This window comes from candidate division KSB1 bacterium (assembly GCA_022566355.1).
In the GTDB taxonomy this organism is placed as follows: domain Bacteria; phylum Zhuqueibacterota; class JdFR-76; order JdFR-76; family DREG01; genus JADFJB01.
Window position 1 is genome coordinate 23,777 of the sequence record JADFJB010000013.1, and the last position, 16,418, is coordinate 40,194.

A 16,418-nucleotide genomic window follows, 5' to 3' on the forward strand; every position below is an offset into this window, starting at 1 on the left:
CAGAAAACTATTAATTTATTTTTTCAATTTGAAAATATGTCTGAAAATAGACTTTTAAAATTTCAGCAAAAGGAAAATAAAAAAGAGACTGAATCAGTTGATTTATTACCGGATATGGATTTGTTAGATCTTACTGATCTTTCATTTTTAATGAATTATTCGCTCGATGAACCGGAAGATCAAGATAATAAGGCAATTAATGCTCAAAACAGTTGGGTAGGATCAAGCATTGTTGCTGCAACAAAATCCTTGTCAGAGGATGAAGAAGATTCTTCTGAAACTTTTAGTAAAGCCTTGAAAGACGAATTCTTAGGGTTAGTTTCCAATGACGACGATATAGCTAAAACTGACAACCAGAAACAGAAATATCAATTCTCGACTGAAACCGGTATTCTTTCCAATGAGAATCGAGCTAAACAGGAAATGTCAAATGAAGACGAGGATTTGGAGCAAATCGACATAACGCGCAACATAGATGATCAGAATTATCAATCAACTATAGTAAGTAAAAAATTTTTATGGATTGGAGCGCAAGAAAAGATTCAAATTGGATTAGATATAGGCAAACAAAACATTAAGTATGTCGTGGTTAAGAAATTGGGGAACCGAAATATAGTACTAGCATTTGGCATACATGCAAATACTTTGAATAAAAATGCCAGTGAGAATGAAGTTGTCGACCTAATAATTGACGAAATGAAACTTTTTTCTGCCTTCCCCAAAGCTCGCTTTGCGTGGAATGTTTATGGTCCCAAAGTAGGGATGAAACAGATTTCCCTTCCTAGCATGAAAAAGCAGATGATAGTTGCCGCTGTTATCTGGTCAGCTAAAAAGGATATGAACCTGGAAGAAGAAAATGCAATCATTGATTTCATTGATTTGAATGAAAAAGATAGAAAAGAAGATAAACATCAGCTACTTGCTGTTGGCTGTGCCGAAGATGTTGTTATATCCATGGCTTCTGCTTTCCTCGCAAGAAAAATCACTCCATTCAAAGTAACGCCATTGCCAATATCACTCTGGAAACTTTACAAAGACTCAGTAGAATTTGATTCGAAGCATTGTGTTGCTCTTATTGATATTGGCACAAAAACTACCATAATCGCCTTTATAAATAATGGGGTTTTGGAGTTCTTTCGAGAATTTCAAACTGGAGGGAAGGATATAACAGAAGCTTTAATGAGTACTATCTTTTATCATGGAAAACCTTATCAACTAGATGCGGCAAAAGCTGAGGAATTAAAACGCACGTTTGGATTTCCACAAAATGATTTAGAGGACGTAACGGCAGATAATGTCCCGGTAAAAGAATTTTCAGTTTTGATCCGACCAATTTTAGAAAGGCTCGGCAATGAGGTTCGTCGATCAATTGATTACTATAAAGAACATTTTTCAGCACCAAACTTAGATTGGGTTTTCTTGCTTGGTGGCAGTTCAAATCTTAAAAATTTTTCATCATTCATGTCAGAATTTGTTGAAGGGGAAATTAATACTCTGACTCCTTCAGCTGAAATGGCGGATGAATTTTCAGAGTTGGATATTAGCACTTTTCGGGATAGATTCCTCGAATTGGCTTTGCCTTATAGTCTTGCAATAGACAATGATAAAAGCCTCAATTTATTACCGCCATACATCAAGAAATTACAAAAATTATTCCTGATTAAAAAAGCCTCAATCTATGGTGTTATATTTGGATTTATTTTATTAGGACTTTTTTCGGTGTTCGCTCAACTCAACTCAAAGAATTATCAATCCGAATATGAAATGTTACAAACTCAATTTAAGAGATTAGAACCTCTCAAAAGGGAACATGATGCCTTAAGAATTGAACAAGTAAATCTTTTAAATAAAAAAAATATTTACAGCGAAGAATTAATATTGGAAAATCCACTTCCCACAATTATGCAAGCTGTCGCAAATTTAGTTCCCAAGGGAATGGCTTTACGATCTATGGTTCTGGAGGAATCCGTTTCAAACGTTGAAATCCAAAATTCGAAGAGAAACAGGGCAAGCAAAAAATCTAAAAATAGTAAATCCAAAAAATCTGATAACGCTGACAATATGGATAAAGTCCTTTTATTATCGGGTGTTACATTAAACCCAGGGCCAGACGCCGGAATTAATATTGCAGATTATATGCTAAACCTTAGTAAAACCGGGTTATTTGAATCTGTTAAACTGGAAAGTCAAAATTACAATCAAAGAGAAGATGAATTAAGCTTTAAGATTGAAGCAGTCATTGGAAAATAATAATTATTAAAATGGAAAAAAAATTATTAAAATGGAAAAAAAACCAACAGAAAACTTAGAAAAAAGTATACAAAGTGCATTCTTTCAAAAATATGCCATTGCAGCTGTAGTTGTTATTGCCATTCTTGCCGTTTGGTTATTTCTGTATTTCATTCCCCTGAGACGGCAAATCAGCCTGTCGGTTAATGAAATAGATCAATGGGGTAGTAAAATAAAAGCATCTATCCTAACAGTAGAACAAGTTGAAAAAATATCAAATATCGTTGCCCAGATAAAAGTTGACATTAAGGAAATTGAAAAAAAGATCTATTATTTAGAAGACATGCCCATTATAGCTAGAGAGCTGCTGAAATATGGAAATTCTCACAAGCTCGAAATTGAATCTATGACGCCGAATTATGATGTTCTTTTCGAAGTAAAAAGCCTGCATTCGGAAGGCAAACCGTTGGTTAAACTACCTATTTCGATACAAATGACTGGAAGGTACAAGAATATTGGGAAATTTATTTCCGACGTTGAAAATTTACCATTCGCTTTTGCACCGGATGGATTTGAGTTGACCGCAAACCCGGTTATTTATCCCAAAATCGATATTAACGTCAAATGCTTTCTTTACCTTCTGAATGAAGAGAAAAGTAAAAAGGTAACAGCCAATTACTCTAGTTCCATAAGAAATGATAATGAGGTTTAAGCAATAATGAAAAAAAGCGAAAAAAGACTACTCATTTTTTTGGGTATTGCAGTCAGTTATTTTGGTTTCGATATCTTCATTTTAAAATCCGACGATGAAGAAATCCAGGTAAAATCAAAGCAAGATTTAAGAAAACCTGTAGACAACGACCAAATATCTGACACAGGGAATAAATCGAGACAAAAAACTACAAGGAAAGTTAAGTTTACTTCTATGGATTTGTCAAAGATTAGTAATTGGAATAATGATCCGTTTCTAGGCTCATTTAGGCCGGAGTTAATTGATTCATTGCAAGGCTCAACTCCCTTTGTATTAAAAGCCATAGCCTGGAGAGATGAAATGGCACACGTTATCATCAATAACGAAGTTTATAAACTTGGGGAGGAGAAGGATGGATTCCTTGTATCTGAAGTCCGTAAAAATTCAGTGGTATGTTTTAAAAATGGTCAAAGGTTTGTTCTTACACTGGGTGAATGAAATGAAAATAAAATCAATTATTATTACGCTGTTATTGCTTATACAAAGTTCTTTGCTATTTGGGCAAAAGAACGAAATTATAGATCTTTCATATACGGTCTGGAAAAATGAAATTCAATGTAGGATTACTTCAATACGCAAAGTACCTTTTGGCAGTATATGGCTACCGGATGATCAAAGATTGGTAGTCTATTTGAGAGAATCGGTATGGGTCTCTAATCAGGAACAGATTAATCCTGAGTTTGGTCCGGTAAAATCTGTATTCGGGCGTCAATCTAAAAATGATCCCTCGGTTGTTGAGATTATTATTGATTTTATTGAAATCAAGAAATATGCGATCAACTATCTTGGCAATGATGTGATTGTTTCGATTGAAAAAAACACAAATAGTCGGCCATCAATAAGAAATGTTTCGGCAAAGGATCGAATTGAAAGAAGAGGGTTAGATAATAACAAAAAGATCTCTATGGATTATCGTGAGGCCGACTTACCCAATATTCTTAGACTATTGGCTCAACAAAATAATGTGAATATCGTTGCAGGCTCTGATGTGACGGGCAATATCACGATAAGTTTGAGAAATGTTACTTTGAGGGAGGCTTTGGATAACATACTGTTTGCCAATGGTTATGATTATATATTGGATGGAAATGTTATTTTAGTAAAATTAAAAGAACAATTTATTGCCAGCAAATCTCAAACCAAGATTTATAGACTCAAATATATAGATGCTGGAAATCTCAAAAGTGTAATCAAAGATATGGTGTCCGATGATGCTAAAATTCATGTTCTGGTTCCGGACTTTTTTACTTCTGTACAAGCAAGTCAGGGGGGTATAGATAATGATAAGGGGAAAGGCCCACTTGCTTCTTTAACAGGGGGAGGTTCAGGCATTAAATCCAAAGAGAAAAAGAGATCCAGTATTTTAGTGGTCACCGAGAGTCCCGGAGTTATTCGAAAAATTGATGACATCATCGCAAAATTGGATGTCGCGGCACCGCAGATATTAATTGAAGCCAAGCTAGTTGAACTTTCACCCATTGACAAAAGCAATCTAGGCATTGATTGGGATAAATCCATTTCGGCCAAAATGTTATACCAAGAACTTCTTCCCTCCGGTGAGACCAGAGATTATAGCGCGATAAACCCGGATGTTAGACAGAGAGGTAATTGGTCTCTGGGACATTTAAGTGCTGATCAGTTTTCTGCTGTACTCAATTATTTACAAGAAAATACGGAATCAAAATTGATTTCCAATCCCAAAATATTAGCAATGGACAATGTGACAGCTACTATTAGCGTCGGTACAAATTTCCCGATCCCCCAAATTAATCGGGGAGTCGGTGGCCAGGGTGATATTGTTACCTTTAATTATAAAGACGTTGCTATAGTACTGAATGTGACTCCTCATGTAACTGAAAACGACGAAATTATTATGCATGTAAACCCTGTCATTGAGGAGATTACCGGTCAAGTTTCAGTGGATGGAAACAGCGCTCCTATCACCTCGAAACGGTCAGTAAGTACTGTTGTGACTGTAAAAGACGGGGATACTGTGGTAATTGGTGGTATGATTAAAGAAGGTTTAACCAAAACCGTAAGTAAAGTTTTCTTGCTTGGCGATATTCCTATTCTCGGAAAATTATTTAGAAACACAAAGTACGAGAAAAGGCAAACCGATTTGTTGATTTTTATAACACCACATATCATTCCATAATTTATGGCTAGTTGTTTTAATGGATAAAAATACGCTAAATACTCTACTGCAATTTGCGGTAAGCAAAGATGCATCTGATATTCATATTGCCGCCGGGAGTGCCCCTATTTTTCGAATCCATGGTACTTTAAAACGTGTGGATGCGAAAATCGTAAGTGCTGAACAAACAGATTTTTTAATTAGTGAACTTTTGGATGATGAACAGAAACTGGATCTTGATAAAAATAAAGAACTTGATTTCGCCTATGCTTTACCAGGTGTTGCCAGGTTCCGAACCAATGTTTATCATCAATTTCGTGGTAAGTCCATCGCTTTTAGAATAATACCGGAAAAAATTCGCACTTTGCAAGATTTGAACTGCCCAACCGGTGTTTACAAATTGGCAAGAGAACAGGAAGGTCTGGTTTTAGTTACGGGACCTACCGGTTCAGGAAAATCTACCACTCTAGCCGGAATGATTGACTTGATAGACACCGAAAAATATTACCATATCATCACTGTAGAAGATCCTATAGAATATGTTTACCATGGGCGGAATTGTCTTATTAACCAACGGGAACTCGGACCGCACACACACTCTTTTGCAAATGCTTTACGTGCAGCACTTCGGGAGGATCCCGACGTTATTCTAATTGGTGAAATGAGAGATTTAGAAACCATCTCATTGGCGTTAACCGCCGCCGAGACGGGCCACCTGGTTTTTGCTACTCTTCATACAAATAGCGCGGCCGAGACAGTTAACCGTGTTGTAGATGTTTTTCCGGCCGGACAACAAGCACAAATTCGCGCCCAGTTTGCTAATTCTTTATTGGGGGTGGTTTCTCAAAGACTTATTCCAACAATGGATGGCAACAGTCGGGTTGCCGCCATGGAAATTATGTTTGCTACATCAGCTGCTAAAAATTTAATCCGCGAAGGAAAGACCCATCAGATACCATCTATTATTCAAACTGGCATTCAATTTGGGATGCAATCCATGGACCAAAGTCTGATGAAATTTGTACAGGATCGGAAAATTAGTCTTGATCAAGCGCAGTTATATGCAAATGATGTAAGTTTCTTTAAGAAAGCAGGGTAGGGAACCATCAAGTTTTTCGGGGGTATTTAAACCTATTCAATGAGTACCATCTTTTTTGTATCTATAAAATCGCCTGTCCGTAATTGATAAAAATATATCCCACTGGGTAATTGACCGGCATCAAAATGTATTGAGAATTTCCCCTCAAATTGAAATTCTTTGACTAGTGTCTCAACTTTCCTGCCAAGAATATCGTAGATTTTCAAACTTACAAAACTTGACTTCGGAATCAAATAGGTTATCGTTGTGACCGGATTAAATGGATTTGGGTAGTTTTGAGATAAAAAGTATTTGGAAGGAATCGATTGTTCTATTGACGTTTCTGAGATTCCGGTTATTGCATCTCCTCCTGTCGAAGTTTTAAGAATTGTTCCTCTAGTTCCGATTACCCAACCCTGCTTGCCATCAATAAAAAAGACTGATGCCAATCCTCTTTCGGTTCCACTCGCTTGCCTATCCCAGGTTTCGCCGCCATCGGCAGTTTTTAAGATAACTCCGGCTTCGCCAACAACCCACCCCGACATGGAGTTAATAAAATAGGCTGATTTCAAGGTTATCAAATCGTCGAATTGGAGATCCCAGGTTAAACCCCCATCAGTGGTTTTATAAATTGAACTGTAATATTGATTCTCATTTGAGTAAAATCCAGCTGCCCAACCTGTTGTTTCATTAACAAAGAATATGGTTCGTCCTTCAATGGGTAACTTGGTTTGTTTGTTCCAGTTGACCCCACCATCAATTGTTTTTATGATAGTGCCATCCACCGAGATGGACCAGCCAACATTCGCATTCACAAAAGAAATTGATTCCAGGGTGTAATTTGTCACGTTTGTATTAGCGTTCCAATTTAAACCATTATCTGTCGTATTCAAAATAGTCCCGCCAATTCCTTCTACAAAACCACCGCCGCTCGCCCAACCTATATCCGGATTAAAAAAATAAACGGATTTCAAAAAATAAGGCTCGTTGCCACCAAATTGAAGGTTCCAGGTTGAGCCGCCATCATTCGTAGTTAAAATGGTTCCATCTGCTCCAACTGCACATCCTGAGTTAACATCTGTGAAATGAATTGAAAACAGACTTTTGGAGATTTGATTATTTTGAACTATCCAGTTTACCCCTCCGTCATCGGTTTTCAAAATTGAACCATTCTCACCCGCAACCCATCCAGTATTCTCATTAATAAAGAAAACTGAATTTAACGAAGGTGTAACCCCGGTTGTTCGACTCGACCAATTGTTACCCATATCGTTTGACTGAAGAATAGTACCGTCAAGACCGACTGAATAACCGGTATTTTCCGTAAACGCAACGGATAATAACGTATTGGTTGTCCCACTTGGTTTACCAATCCAATTTGATCCGCTGTCTAAAGTTTTTAGAATCGTTCCATTAGCCCCAATTGCCCAGCCTTCATTTTGGTTTGAAAAAAATACAGAAAATAGATTAGCCGAGGATTGATTGCTCTGGGTATTCCAATTCGTTCCACCATTATTGGTATGCAGAATTGCTCCATCAAATCCAACAACCCAACCATTCATAGAGTCGACAAAATATACGGATTTAAACCAGACAGGAAGTTCATCGCTTTGTGCATTCCAATTAATTCCGCCATTACCGGTTTTGAGGATAATTCCGGTTTCCCCGGATGTAAAGTCATGACCGACAGCCCAACCGGTTCTGGAATCAATAAAATAAACGGACCACAAATCCTTTGAGGTTCCGCTTACTTGTGGAAGCCAAGTTGCTCCACCATCAATTGTCTTGTATATGATACCATTTACACCAACCGCCCAACCGATATTTTTATCGAAAAAATAAATATCCCTAAAGCCGTTCCAATCTCCCGGAATCTGAGGTGTCCAGTCTTTACCGCCATTGGTAGTGTTTAGAATTGTGCCACCGACTGCCCAGCCAATTTGATGATTAACGAAGTAAACTCCCCACAGAATATTTGTAGAACCTCCGGCATAATGTTGAACATCCCAAAAATTCCCGGAGTCGATCGTTTTTATTATTGTGGATAACGTTCCAACCGCTATAGCGGTGCTATCATCGATAATCTGAATGTCTCTTAAGTAATTGCCCTGCGGAGATGGATTTTGCCAGATCCAGGCTTCCTGGGCGTAACAGGCTTGCCCAAAAATGATAAAACAATGAATAGAAAAATACAGAGTGACTATGAAATGTCTCATTTGGCAATCACATATCGATAATAACCTTCGTTTAGAGCAATTATATTTACTTGAATTGTTGAATGACCTCTTTTAAAGAAGGTATATTTTGCCATGATCCGTTTATAAATTGATCGTTTGCCTTCTTCCTGGCATATTCAATGATCGCCCGTCTCTCACCCGATAGAGAGCTGGTACCTAGATGAATTTTACTAGGACTATCAACATCCCGAATTAATGCCCAATCGGCAATTGTAGTTACATTATAAGTTGCCCAAATGAAGACATAGGCAAGCCCTGTGGTTATTTCTTCATTGATGGTACTCTCCAGTGCAAGCAACTCATTCGTCTGGAAGAATAAACTGCCATCCACGTAAATTTCTATTTCTTTGCTTGGTTTCATCACCCATGAAATATCATTAATTTCACCAGGATTGGTTTTAATAAGAGTGGAATGGCCAAATCCATTTTCAAAATGGCCCCAAACGCCATTGCCTGTATTGGAATCATAAACAAAACCTGCTGCGATCCAATTAGTAACTGGGTCAGTGGTCACATCAAAACGAAACGCGATGATCATTATGGTTCCGTCGTCATCAGTTATCATTCCGATACTGCTCTGGGCAGTTTCAAAATCATTTTTTCGGCCAAAGGCAACCCGATATGTCCAGGGTGCAGCTCTCGTTGAAGTCAATTCGAAGCCTGCTTGACCAATACTGTTAACATTATTACCTGTGAGTTCTAAAAATCCGTTATTGAGTGATCCAGTTGCATCGGAAATATCCCAGTTTAATAAATCATCAGAAAACTCTTCCAGAACGATTGAACTAGGCAAGTTTGTTGCGGAAACCGAAACATTTTGATTCCCGCCGGTTGAGTTTATGAGTAATGATTCTGAAATCCTTGTACCACTGGCAAAACTTCGATCGACGGTTAAAGTTACAGTTGCTGCGTTTTTACCGGATGATGAGCTAAGTGAAAGCCAGGGAGTATTGGAAAATGTTGAGATCGTCCAATATAAGTTTCCAGCGCCAAGGTTTTGTATTTGCAATTCTTTGCTTGTTTCCGAAGATTCGAAATTGATCACATCCGGAGTGATGAGTAGTTCGGAAATCAAAACCGAAACACTCAAATTTTCATCGCCGCCATTTGACGTGATTTGGATGGATGCATTGTGTGTTCCTCCATTCAAATTAGCAGGATTTATTGTTATCGTTAGCTGGTCTCCGCCCTGGCCGCTGTCTGGATAAATGCTTAACCAGGGCATATCGGTTGCTTCAATAGCGCTCCAGGTTAATTCTCCACCACCCTTATTACCAATTGTAACATTTTTAGTTGTCTGGCCAGGTTCAAATAAGGCTAGTAATGTGGATATGGATATTGTCGGTTCGGAAGAAGCCGGATTTTTACTGCATCGAAAAATAGCGACAAGTGAACATAAAGAAAGAATTAATAATACCCTTGAAATTCTCATGGATTTACCTCCTTAATATTGTTATTTAATAATCGGAAAATCGGGGTAATTCTTAAGGATAATAATTCTACTTTCGAATTTATCTAGCCTAATAAAATTCAATGAGGTTAGATGTCAAAGTATTATTTTGTGAAGTCACATATGACTTTTATTGGTGGGGGGAAAAGGGATAAAATAATGAGTTATAGGTTGGAAATTGAGCTATATTGCTACAATAATTTGTTAGTCTCGATTAACCTTCACTTAGCAAACTTAGCAGTAGAGGAATTTTCCTCCTTGATAAAGAGGGTCAGGGGAGGTTTAATTGAGTAAGTCTTTTTTAATATAGATAGAGAATATTTAACGAACCAAAATGAGCTCTTTCTGTGGTTCTCCTTCAATGACAACGTCACCATCCATTGTTATGAAAACATTGATCTCCGAACGCACAGCTATTTCTTTCAGGTAAATTCCCGGTTCAATGGAAAAGCAGATGCCAGGTATTAATTTCCGTTCATCCTTGGTTTCCAGGTTGTCGATATTAACGCCATTACCATGAACTTCTTCTCCAATTGAATGCCCGGTTCTGTGGATGAAATATTGTCCATATCCTGCATCCTTAATAACATTTCGACAAACATCGTCGACTTGCCAGCCATAACAATCATCGCCTTTGGCAAATTTATCTTTCACAAAGGAAACTGCCGCGTCTCGTGCTCTGGATACGACATCGAATATTTCAAGATATTTTGCCGGTGGATCTTCACCGATAAATCCACACCAGGTAACATCGAAATAAATAGACCCGGGTTCTTTCTTTTTTGCCCACAGGTCAATCAAAACACAATCGCCCTTTTTGAAATTGTAGCTATTCTCTTTCGTGGGCTCAAAATGAGGATTGCAGGGATGATCGTTAACGCCAACGATAGGATGATGACCGTCATCGGTTAAGCCATTCTCATCGAATTTATTTGCAATGAATTGCTGAATTTCATATTCCGTCAACGAGAGGCTTTCACGAATGGCACGACCGATTTCTGCATAGGCTTGATCTTTAATTTCCAGGACAATTTTGCCGGCATCAATATGAGACTGAAATCCCTTTTCATCAATTCGTGATTCAAACAGTTGGACAAGATCGGCAGACGAAACAATTGTATGACCAAAACTTCGCACTAATTCCACTGTGCCTGCATCTGCCATGGAGATGTAAGGAATGTTATTTAATGGTGAATATTGCATAGCAACTTTTTTAGGACTTCCCAAAATGTTTTCAAGTTCTTTATGCAATTGTCCGTAGGCAAGATAATACCTTTGGGAGCCAGGTAAAGAATCCAGTTTTCTTGGCTCAACAGTATGCGTAAGCCTTGTAGGCTCTCCATTAGCAGGAATATAATAAAACCACCTTCGAGATGTAAAATTGCCAAAATCTAATCCCAGGACCCGGTAAGATAGATGATCCTGGTTGTGAAAGTCATAGCATAACCATCCATCGATGTCCGCTTCATTGAGCGCTGTCTGTATTTCTTGTAGGTTCATCATTACTCCAAAGTTAGAAATTAGAGGTTTCCATATCCAGCCGGATCATTCGCCCATGACCTTAATAATTACCCGCTTTCGCCGCATGCCATCGAACTCCGCGTAATACACTTCCTGCCATGGGCCAAAATCACATTTTCCATTGGTAACCGGTATAACCACTTCATGATGCAACAATAAATTTTTAAGATGTGCATCTCCATTGTCTTCCCCGGTACGATGATGCCGGTAATTTGGACCTTGCGGAGCTAATTTGTCCAACCAATCATCGATATCCTGAATTAAGCCGGATTCGGCATCGTTAACATAAACTGCGGCCGTAATATGCATGGCAGAAACCAGAACCATGCCTTCCTGAATCCCGCTCTTTTTTACAGCCCCTTGAACTTCTCCTGTTATGTTGATGTACTCTCTCCTGGTTTTGGTTTCAAACCAAAGATACTCTGTGTGAAACTTCATTTGATCCTCTAAAATTTATGGAATATTACCTTCTGAAGAACTACCAGAATGTCATTTCGATCCCGCCTGGCAGGAGAGAAATCTTGTATATAACAGCTAGATTGATGAACCCAAAAGATTTCTCGTCGTAAACTCCGTTCGACTTCGCTCACGACGCTGCCTCGAAATGACAGAATTAACTGAAGGTAAATTTGATAGATCAAAAAATCAAGAGATTTACCGATTACTTAAGAGACATACAGAAAATTGGTAATCCCAATGACGATTGTGTATATTGAAAAAAAATAAAACCTATAATTTTACGGAACTGGTTAATGAAGATGAGAATTATTCTTTTTGATATCGACGGTACGATTATGATGTCAGGTGGAGCAGGAAGAAAAGCCATGACGCAATCTTTCCAGGAAGTCTATGGTGTTGCTGACGGTTTGAAAGAAGTAGTTTTAAGCGGCAGAACCGATCCCCTGATTTTGTCTGAAGCCCTTGCATCGAAAGGAATAATTTCGGATGAAAAGGATAAGAATCGCTTCAAAGAGAGGTATTTTGAATTATTGGCAGAATGCATTCAAATGGATTTACCGGGGAAAAACCTATTTCCGGGAATCCTGGAAATATTGCAAAAACTAACCCAAACAGACAATGTTGCAACCGGGCTCCTGACAGGAAATTGGCAGCAAGGCGCGAAAACCAAGCTTGGTTATTTTAATCTTTATGATTTTTTTCCTTTCGGTGCTTTTGGCGATGATTCTCCTGACCGCAATAAACTCCTGCCTTTTGCCATGGAGCGCTGCAATGGCAATGGTGTTGCTTCGGATCCGACCCAGGCGATCGTGATAGGCGATACTCCTATGGATATAGAGTGCGCCCATGTGCATGGCGCAAAAGTAATGGCTGTTGCCACAGGATCCTTTTCTTATTCAGAACTGGAAAACCATAATCCGGATTGGTTGTTTGAAGATTTATCAAATGTTGGGGAGGTCCTGGGGATTTTGGAAGGGTGAGATGGTGAGGGTAGGTGTATAGGATTAAGGTTCAGATGCAATAATCCATTATCTAAACCGCCCGGATTTGATCTTCTGGGTTTCTTCAAGGCGCCGTCCTTCCGTCCGAACCGTAGACCTGCTGTTGCAACCATAGACCACCGGTACAAATGAACAATATTTTTTAACGCTTTTTCAAAATGTTTATCCATTAATAATTTTTGCCTGCTATTTTTTCTTGAATTAAATTGAATCTGATTTTATGCTTTACCTGCTGTCACCTGCAATTGCTTATTTGCTAATTCCTCGTTGATGTCTTTTTTCTCTTATGGCCGAACATATCCTTGCGTCTATCATATTCGCTGAAGGTCTTCATAAAAAAGTCGAACCCTAGGCGTTGCCACCGAAGGAGGTCAATCCCCACAGAAAACTCACGCAAGGTGAATATTTCTGAACCTTTCACACTCTTGCCAGCGTATACATTTGCTCGGAAATTGAAAAGTTGTAGAGCATTTAACTTTATTCCAGCACCGATTAAGAGTGAATTCTTAACTGGATCTATTGAAAAGGAGTTGTTAGCAAAATAAAAACCTACCCACTTTACTGAAATGCCAAGTAAACCATTTTTTATATCTGGAAACCTTTGAAATATTGAAAATCCCAGCATGGTACCAGGTCCATCAGGATAGAAATGTTCATATTGCAATACAGGCGTGATTGGAAATTCGATAGCACCAATCCAAGCGTTTGATGTGCCAATACGCCCTCAGCTGCGGTTTTGTAGGAGTCGGAAACACCATCAAAATCAAAGAACCGTGATGCAGCCGGCCACACCATATAAAGCGCTGTTTGAGCTTTCACGGCACGTCCCTTTTTTTTTGGCAATGTCTTTGAGCCTACAGAAAGAGGGATTTAGGGGATGTTCTTCTTAAATAATGGTTTATGAGTTGCTTGAACCGCGTGGCTGCGAAGCACCTAATGTTCATTTTTTTTGATGCCAAAATAATAGGTCCAAAAAATGAATAGTACCTGTAAAGGGATTCTAAAATATAGATGACTGACCCCTTTTGCCATTCCGCCAAAATTAACTTGTTTTATACTACCAACAATATTGGCAGGTAATATTGCTAGAAAAAATACGATTAACAATATGCTGGTTAGTTTTGATAGTCTTTGAATTAGTAATCCTATTGAAGCTGAAATTTCTAGAATACCAGTTAAGTAAACAGTTTCCTTTTTATAAGGGATAAATTCAGGAAGCATCTGAATCATAGATTCAGTCATGGTAAAATGAGCTATTCCAGTAAATATCAGCATTATAGCTAGTGCGGCCCTGCCAACGAAGGATAAGGTTAATTTGCCTTTGAGGGTAAATTTGTTCATCAGAAATATTATTGCAAAGCAAACGATTAGAATTAGGAATGGAGGCAATTAATTTTCTGTTTTTTTTATTGCCACCAACCGACTCTGACGTTGTGCGCGAAGCGTTTCCGTGCATCTTTGTCTAAGTTGCTATGTTTGTCTGGAAATTAATTTTCCCCATTCAACTTCGCTTTTGCATCACGTCTTGTAAATATTGCTACAATTGCAGTTGTCAATAGTCCCATAATTGGTGACCACACAAGTCCTTGGACGATGTAATTTTTCATGTTAAAATAATTTTCAGCCGCTTCTTGGGTCATTTTGCCTTCACTTACTGAATATTTAATTACGTCGCAAAATAGTCAGGGGAAATTATTGTCGAAGAAATATACTGAATCAATGGGCTGAGAACAGTAACAATTAACGTAATAATGAGTCCTGCTACGAAACCTTGTTTATATGTCATTTTACCTTGATAGTGATTTTTTCGTTTATCTACCAAAGCAAAAACATAAATTGCAATTGCCGGTAAAGCGCCGAGGTTAGTGTAGATTGGGTGTTTGTCTATGTGTTCACTATGCAGGCCTGTTAGTCTTTCTAATAACGTCCATAATATTAACATAAAGGCAAATATGATTGCCCATTTGATTTCAATTTTATATTTACTCATAATCTATCCTTTTATTTTAGTTAGAAAATATTTCCGGTCCTACGATTATTGAATGTTACAAATTCACAAGTCCAAAATCAATGATCCTCTTGATTTTGTTTGATATTTGGATGGATAGATAATTTTTCAAATTGTTGATATAGTTTCAAATGTAATCGGATAATAATTGCTAAAAAAAAGTGTAAGTAAAATCGTGTGCACTGAATGTCCCAATTTGTTCCTCCCCTAAATAAAGAAGCTCAATGATCACGAGCCTTGGGTGTTATTTTATTGAATTTAAGCTTGTAACGGTGCGTGATTCGAACCTATCAGTGCCCGACTTTTATTGTTTGTAATTTCATAGTTGAGTTCATTCTAAAAAGGTGGGATACCGATTCCATCGCTCTCATAAGTATTTGTTTTTATGTAACAACTTTTTTTAGAAAAGCGATTGAATCGGTTTTTAGAGTAAACTCATAGTTGAATTCAGGCTAAGATATAGAAAATCTATTCCAGATTAGTAAATTCCGGCGACCAGGCCGGGTCTTCGTCGGTACTGCCACGCGCATCTAGACGATGTGACCCGCTGCCATCAATATTCATCACGAATATTCTATGGTTAACCATATAGACAATCCGCTGTCCGTCAGGTGAAATCGACGGATAGGTTTCCGCATCAGCGCCCGTTGTAATTCTGTTCAAATTAGTTCCGTCCGGGTTTATGGTGAAAAGGTCTACATATTCCTGGGAGCTCCCGGGTATTGGCTGTAATGCGCCAAAAATAATCTTAGATCCTTCCTGGGACCAGGCAGAGCAAAAAAGTTCAGGACTGAAAAAAATAGATCTTTGATCAGAGCCATCCTGATTCATGATATAAAGACTGCCGTTAAATCGCTGTGTTGAATTTCGTTCGGATTGAAAACTAATCCGGCTGCCATCGGGTGACCAATCGGGAGTGTTATCAGCAACAGGATCCGTTGTTAATCGCGTCTTATTGGAACCATCCGTATTTATGACGTAAATATTCCAATTGCCTATTTATGACTTGCTCAAAGGCGATTTTTGTGCCGTCCGGCGACCACCTGGGATGACGGGCTTCCCTGGTGTTGGGGATAAGGAACTTGCCTGTACCATCGGCATTGATAATGTAAAGCTCGGAATAACCTTGCGGTGTGCCTATAAAATAATCAGCATCAAAAACGATTTGCGAACCATCGGGAGACCAATCCGGCTATGCTTTTCGGCCGCTGTCATTTGTTATTTGGACAATATTGGTTCCGTCCGGAAACATGGTAAAAACTTGTGGATTACCATTGACTATTGAAGTAAAAGCAATCAGCGAATATGGCTCTTCACCATTTGCACCTGGTTGTGTCGGTGTGTTCTTCTCGCAACTCCAAATCGCCAGGAGTAATACCCCTAAAATAATGATCTTCGAAAATTTATACATAGACGCTCCTTTTATGATCGGTGAATTATACACGGATTTAATAATTTTGTTTCAGGAGTAAAACCAGAAGAGCATCTTCCGTTATCTCGGTTACTGGTTACAACCTTACAGACTCAATAAGCGTGGTTGCAATGCTGCC

The 16,418-nt window shown here is 38.4% G+C and carries 15 protein-coding genes and 2 pseudogenes; 6 read left to right on the top strand and 11 right to left on the bottom strand.

The features are described from left to right. Nucleotides 1–36: 36 nt before the first annotated feature. The 5 genes from pilM to IIC38_04145 are packed head-to-tail and all read left to right on the top strand — an operon-like array spanning nt 37 to nt 6,213. A complete protein-coding gene (gene pilM, locus IIC38_04125) occupies nt 37–2,250 on the top strand; it encodes a pilus assembly protein PilM (GenBank protein MCH8125135.1) in 2,214 nt (737 codons plus the stop codon). Nucleotides 2,251–2,281: 31 nt separating this feature from the next. Next, nucleotides 2,282–2,941, top strand: coding sequence for a type 4a pilus biogenesis protein PilO (gene pilO / locus IIC38_04130; protein MCH8125136.1), 660 nt, complete (start codon nt 2,282–2,284; stop codon nt 2,939–2,941). A 6-nt stretch (nt 2,942–2,947) separates the two neighbouring features. Continuing rightward, nucleotides 2,948–3,418 carry a hypothetical protein gene (locus IIC38_04135; GenBank protein MCH8125137.1) on the top strand — a complete coding sequence of 157 codons (471 nt, stop codon included), beginning with the start codon at nt 2,948–2,950 and terminating at the stop codon, nt 3,416–3,418. A 1-nt stretch (nt 3,419) separates the two neighbouring features. After that, entirely contained in the window at nt 3,420–5,135 is a 1,716-nt protein-coding gene (locus IIC38_04140; GenBank protein ID MCH8125138.1) for a secretin and TonB N-terminal domain-containing protein, read from the top strand. 19 nt (nt 5,136–5,154) lie between these two features. Further along, complete coding sequence (locus tag IIC38_04145) at nt 5,155–6,213, top strand: type IV pilus twitching motility protein PilT (protein MCH8125139.1); 1,059 nt, start codon at nt 5,155–5,157, stop codon at nt 6,211–6,213. 32 nt (nt 6,214–6,245) lie between these two features. On the opposite strand, the gene IIC38_04150 is transcribed toward IIC38_04145, so the two are convergent. The 4 genes from IIC38_04150 to IIC38_04165 all read right to left on the bottom strand — a co-directional run bounded on the left by IIC38_04150 (nt 6,246) and on the right by IIC38_04165 (nt 11,838). After that, a complete protein-coding gene (locus tag IIC38_04150) occupies nt 6,246–8,408 on the bottom strand; it encodes a T9SS type A sorting domain-containing protein (protein MCH8125140.1) in 2,163 nt (720 codons plus the stop codon). 46 nt (nt 8,409–8,454) lie between these two features. Next, nucleotides 8,455–9,861, bottom strand: a complete 1,407-nt coding sequence (locus IIC38_04155) for a BACON domain-containing protein (GenBank protein MCH8125141.1) — start codon at nt 9,859–9,861, stop codon at nt 8,455–8,457. Nucleotides 9,862–10,200: 339 nt separating this feature from the next. Next, complete coding sequence (locus tag IIC38_04160) at nt 10,201–11,382, bottom strand: M24 family metallopeptidase (protein ID MCH8125142.1); 1,182 nt, start codon at nt 11,380–11,382, stop codon at nt 10,201–10,203. A gap of 42 nt (nt 11,383–11,424) precedes the next feature. Then, complete coding sequence (locus IIC38_04165; protein ID MCH8125143.1) at nt 11,425–11,838, bottom strand: YjbQ family protein; 414 nt, start codon at nt 11,836–11,838, stop codon at nt 11,425–11,427. Nucleotides 11,839–12,152: 314 nt separating this feature from the next. On the opposite strand from IIC38_04165, the gene IIC38_04170 reads away from it, so the two are divergent. After that, entirely contained in the window at nt 12,153–12,839 is a 687-nt protein-coding gene (locus tag IIC38_04170) for an HAD hydrolase-like protein (protein MCH8125144.1), read from the top strand. 606 nt (nt 12,840–13,445) lie between these two features. On the opposite strand, the gene IIC38_04175 is transcribed toward IIC38_04170, so the two are convergent. The 7 genes and pseudogenes from IIC38_04175 to IIC38_04205 form a co-directional block, all read right to left on the bottom strand. Continuing rightward, complete coding sequence (locus IIC38_04175; protein ID MCH8125145.1) at nt 13,446–13,703, bottom strand: hypothetical protein; 258 nt, start codon at nt 13,701–13,703, stop codon at nt 13,446–13,448. 90 nt (nt 13,704–13,793) lie between these two features. After that, nucleotides 13,794–14,249 carry a DoxX family membrane protein gene (locus tag IIC38_04180; GenBank protein MCH8125146.1) on the bottom strand — a complete coding sequence of 152 codons (456 nt, stop codon included), beginning with the start codon at nt 14,247–14,249 and terminating at the stop codon, nt 13,794–13,796. A gap of 98 nt (nt 14,250–14,347) precedes the next feature. Further along, nucleotides 14,348–14,850 (bottom strand): annotated as a pseudogene (locus IIC38_04185) (DUF4199 domain-containing protein). A 486-nt stretch (nt 14,851–15,336) separates the two neighbouring features. Beyond that, the gene (locus tag IIC38_04190; protein MCH8125147.1) at nt 15,337–15,699 is read right to left on the bottom strand and encodes a PD40 domain-containing protein; all 363 of its coding nucleotides are present in this window, start codon (nt 15,697–15,699) and stop codon (nt 15,337–15,339) included. A gap of 12 nt (nt 15,700–15,711) precedes the next feature. Beyond that, nucleotides 15,712–15,867, bottom strand: a pseudogene (locus IIC38_04195) (PD40 domain-containing protein). After that, nucleotides 15,821–16,033 (bottom strand): PD40 domain-containing protein, encoded by a 213-nt coding sequence (locus IIC38_04200; protein ID MCH8125148.1) that lies wholly within the window; start codon nt 16,031–16,033, stop codon nt 15,821–15,823. The pseudogene IIC38_04195 and the gene IIC38_04200 overlap by 47 nt, the downstream one beginning before the upstream one ends. Nucleotides 16,034–16,060: 27 nt before the next feature. Further along, nucleotides 16,061–16,279, bottom strand: a complete 219-nt coding sequence (locus tag IIC38_04205) for a hypothetical protein (GenBank protein MCH8125149.1) — start codon at nt 16,277–16,279, stop codon at nt 16,061–16,063. Between the last annotated feature and the right edge of the window lie 139 nt (nt 16,280–16,418).

Bases quoted from the DNA above. Each gene is read 5' to 3' on its own strand.
- pilM (MCH8125135.1), top strand. From the start codon at position 37: ATGTCTGAAAATAGACTTTTAAAATTTCAGCAAAAGGAAAATAAAAAA.
- IIC38_04170 (MCH8125144.1), top strand. From the start codon at position 12,153: ATGAAGATGAGAATTATTCTTTTTGATATCGACGGTACGATTATGATG.
- IIC38_04145 (MCH8125139.1), top strand. From the start codon at position 5,155: ATGGATAAAAATACGCTAAATACTCTACTGCAATTTGCGGTAAGCAAA.
- IIC38_04160 (MCH8125142.1), bottom strand. From the start codon at position 11,382: ATGATGAACCTACAAGAAATACAGACAGCGCTCAATGAAGCGGACATC.
- IIC38_04150 (MCH8125140.1), bottom strand. From the start codon at position 8,408: ATGAGACATTTCATAGTCACTCTGTATTTTTCTATTCATTGTTTTATC.
- IIC38_04165 (MCH8125143.1), bottom strand. From the start codon at position 11,838: ATGAAGTTTCACACAGAGTATCTTTGGTTTGAAACCAAAACCAGGAGA.
- IIC38_04140 (MCH8125138.1), top strand. From the start codon at position 3,420: ATGAAAATAAAATCAATTATTATTACGCTGTTATTGCTTATACAAAGT.
- pilO (MCH8125136.1), top strand. From the start codon at position 2,282: ATGGAAAAAAAACCAACAGAAAACTTAGAAAAAAGTATACAAAGTGCA.
- IIC38_04190 (MCH8125147.1), bottom strand. From the start codon at position 15,699: ATGAATCAGGATGGCTCTGATCAAAGATCTATTTTTTTCAGTCCTGAA.
- IIC38_04155 (MCH8125141.1), bottom strand. From the start codon at position 9,861: ATGAGAATTTCAAGGGTATTATTAATTCTTTCTTTATGTTCACTTGTC.
- IIC38_04205 (MCH8125149.1), bottom strand. From the start codon at position 16,279: ATGTATAAATTTTCGAAGATCATTATTTTAGGGGTATTACTCCTGGCG.
- IIC38_04135 (MCH8125137.1), top strand. From the start codon at position 2,948: ATGAAAAAAAGCGAAAAAAGACTACTCATTTTTTTGGGTATTGCAGTC.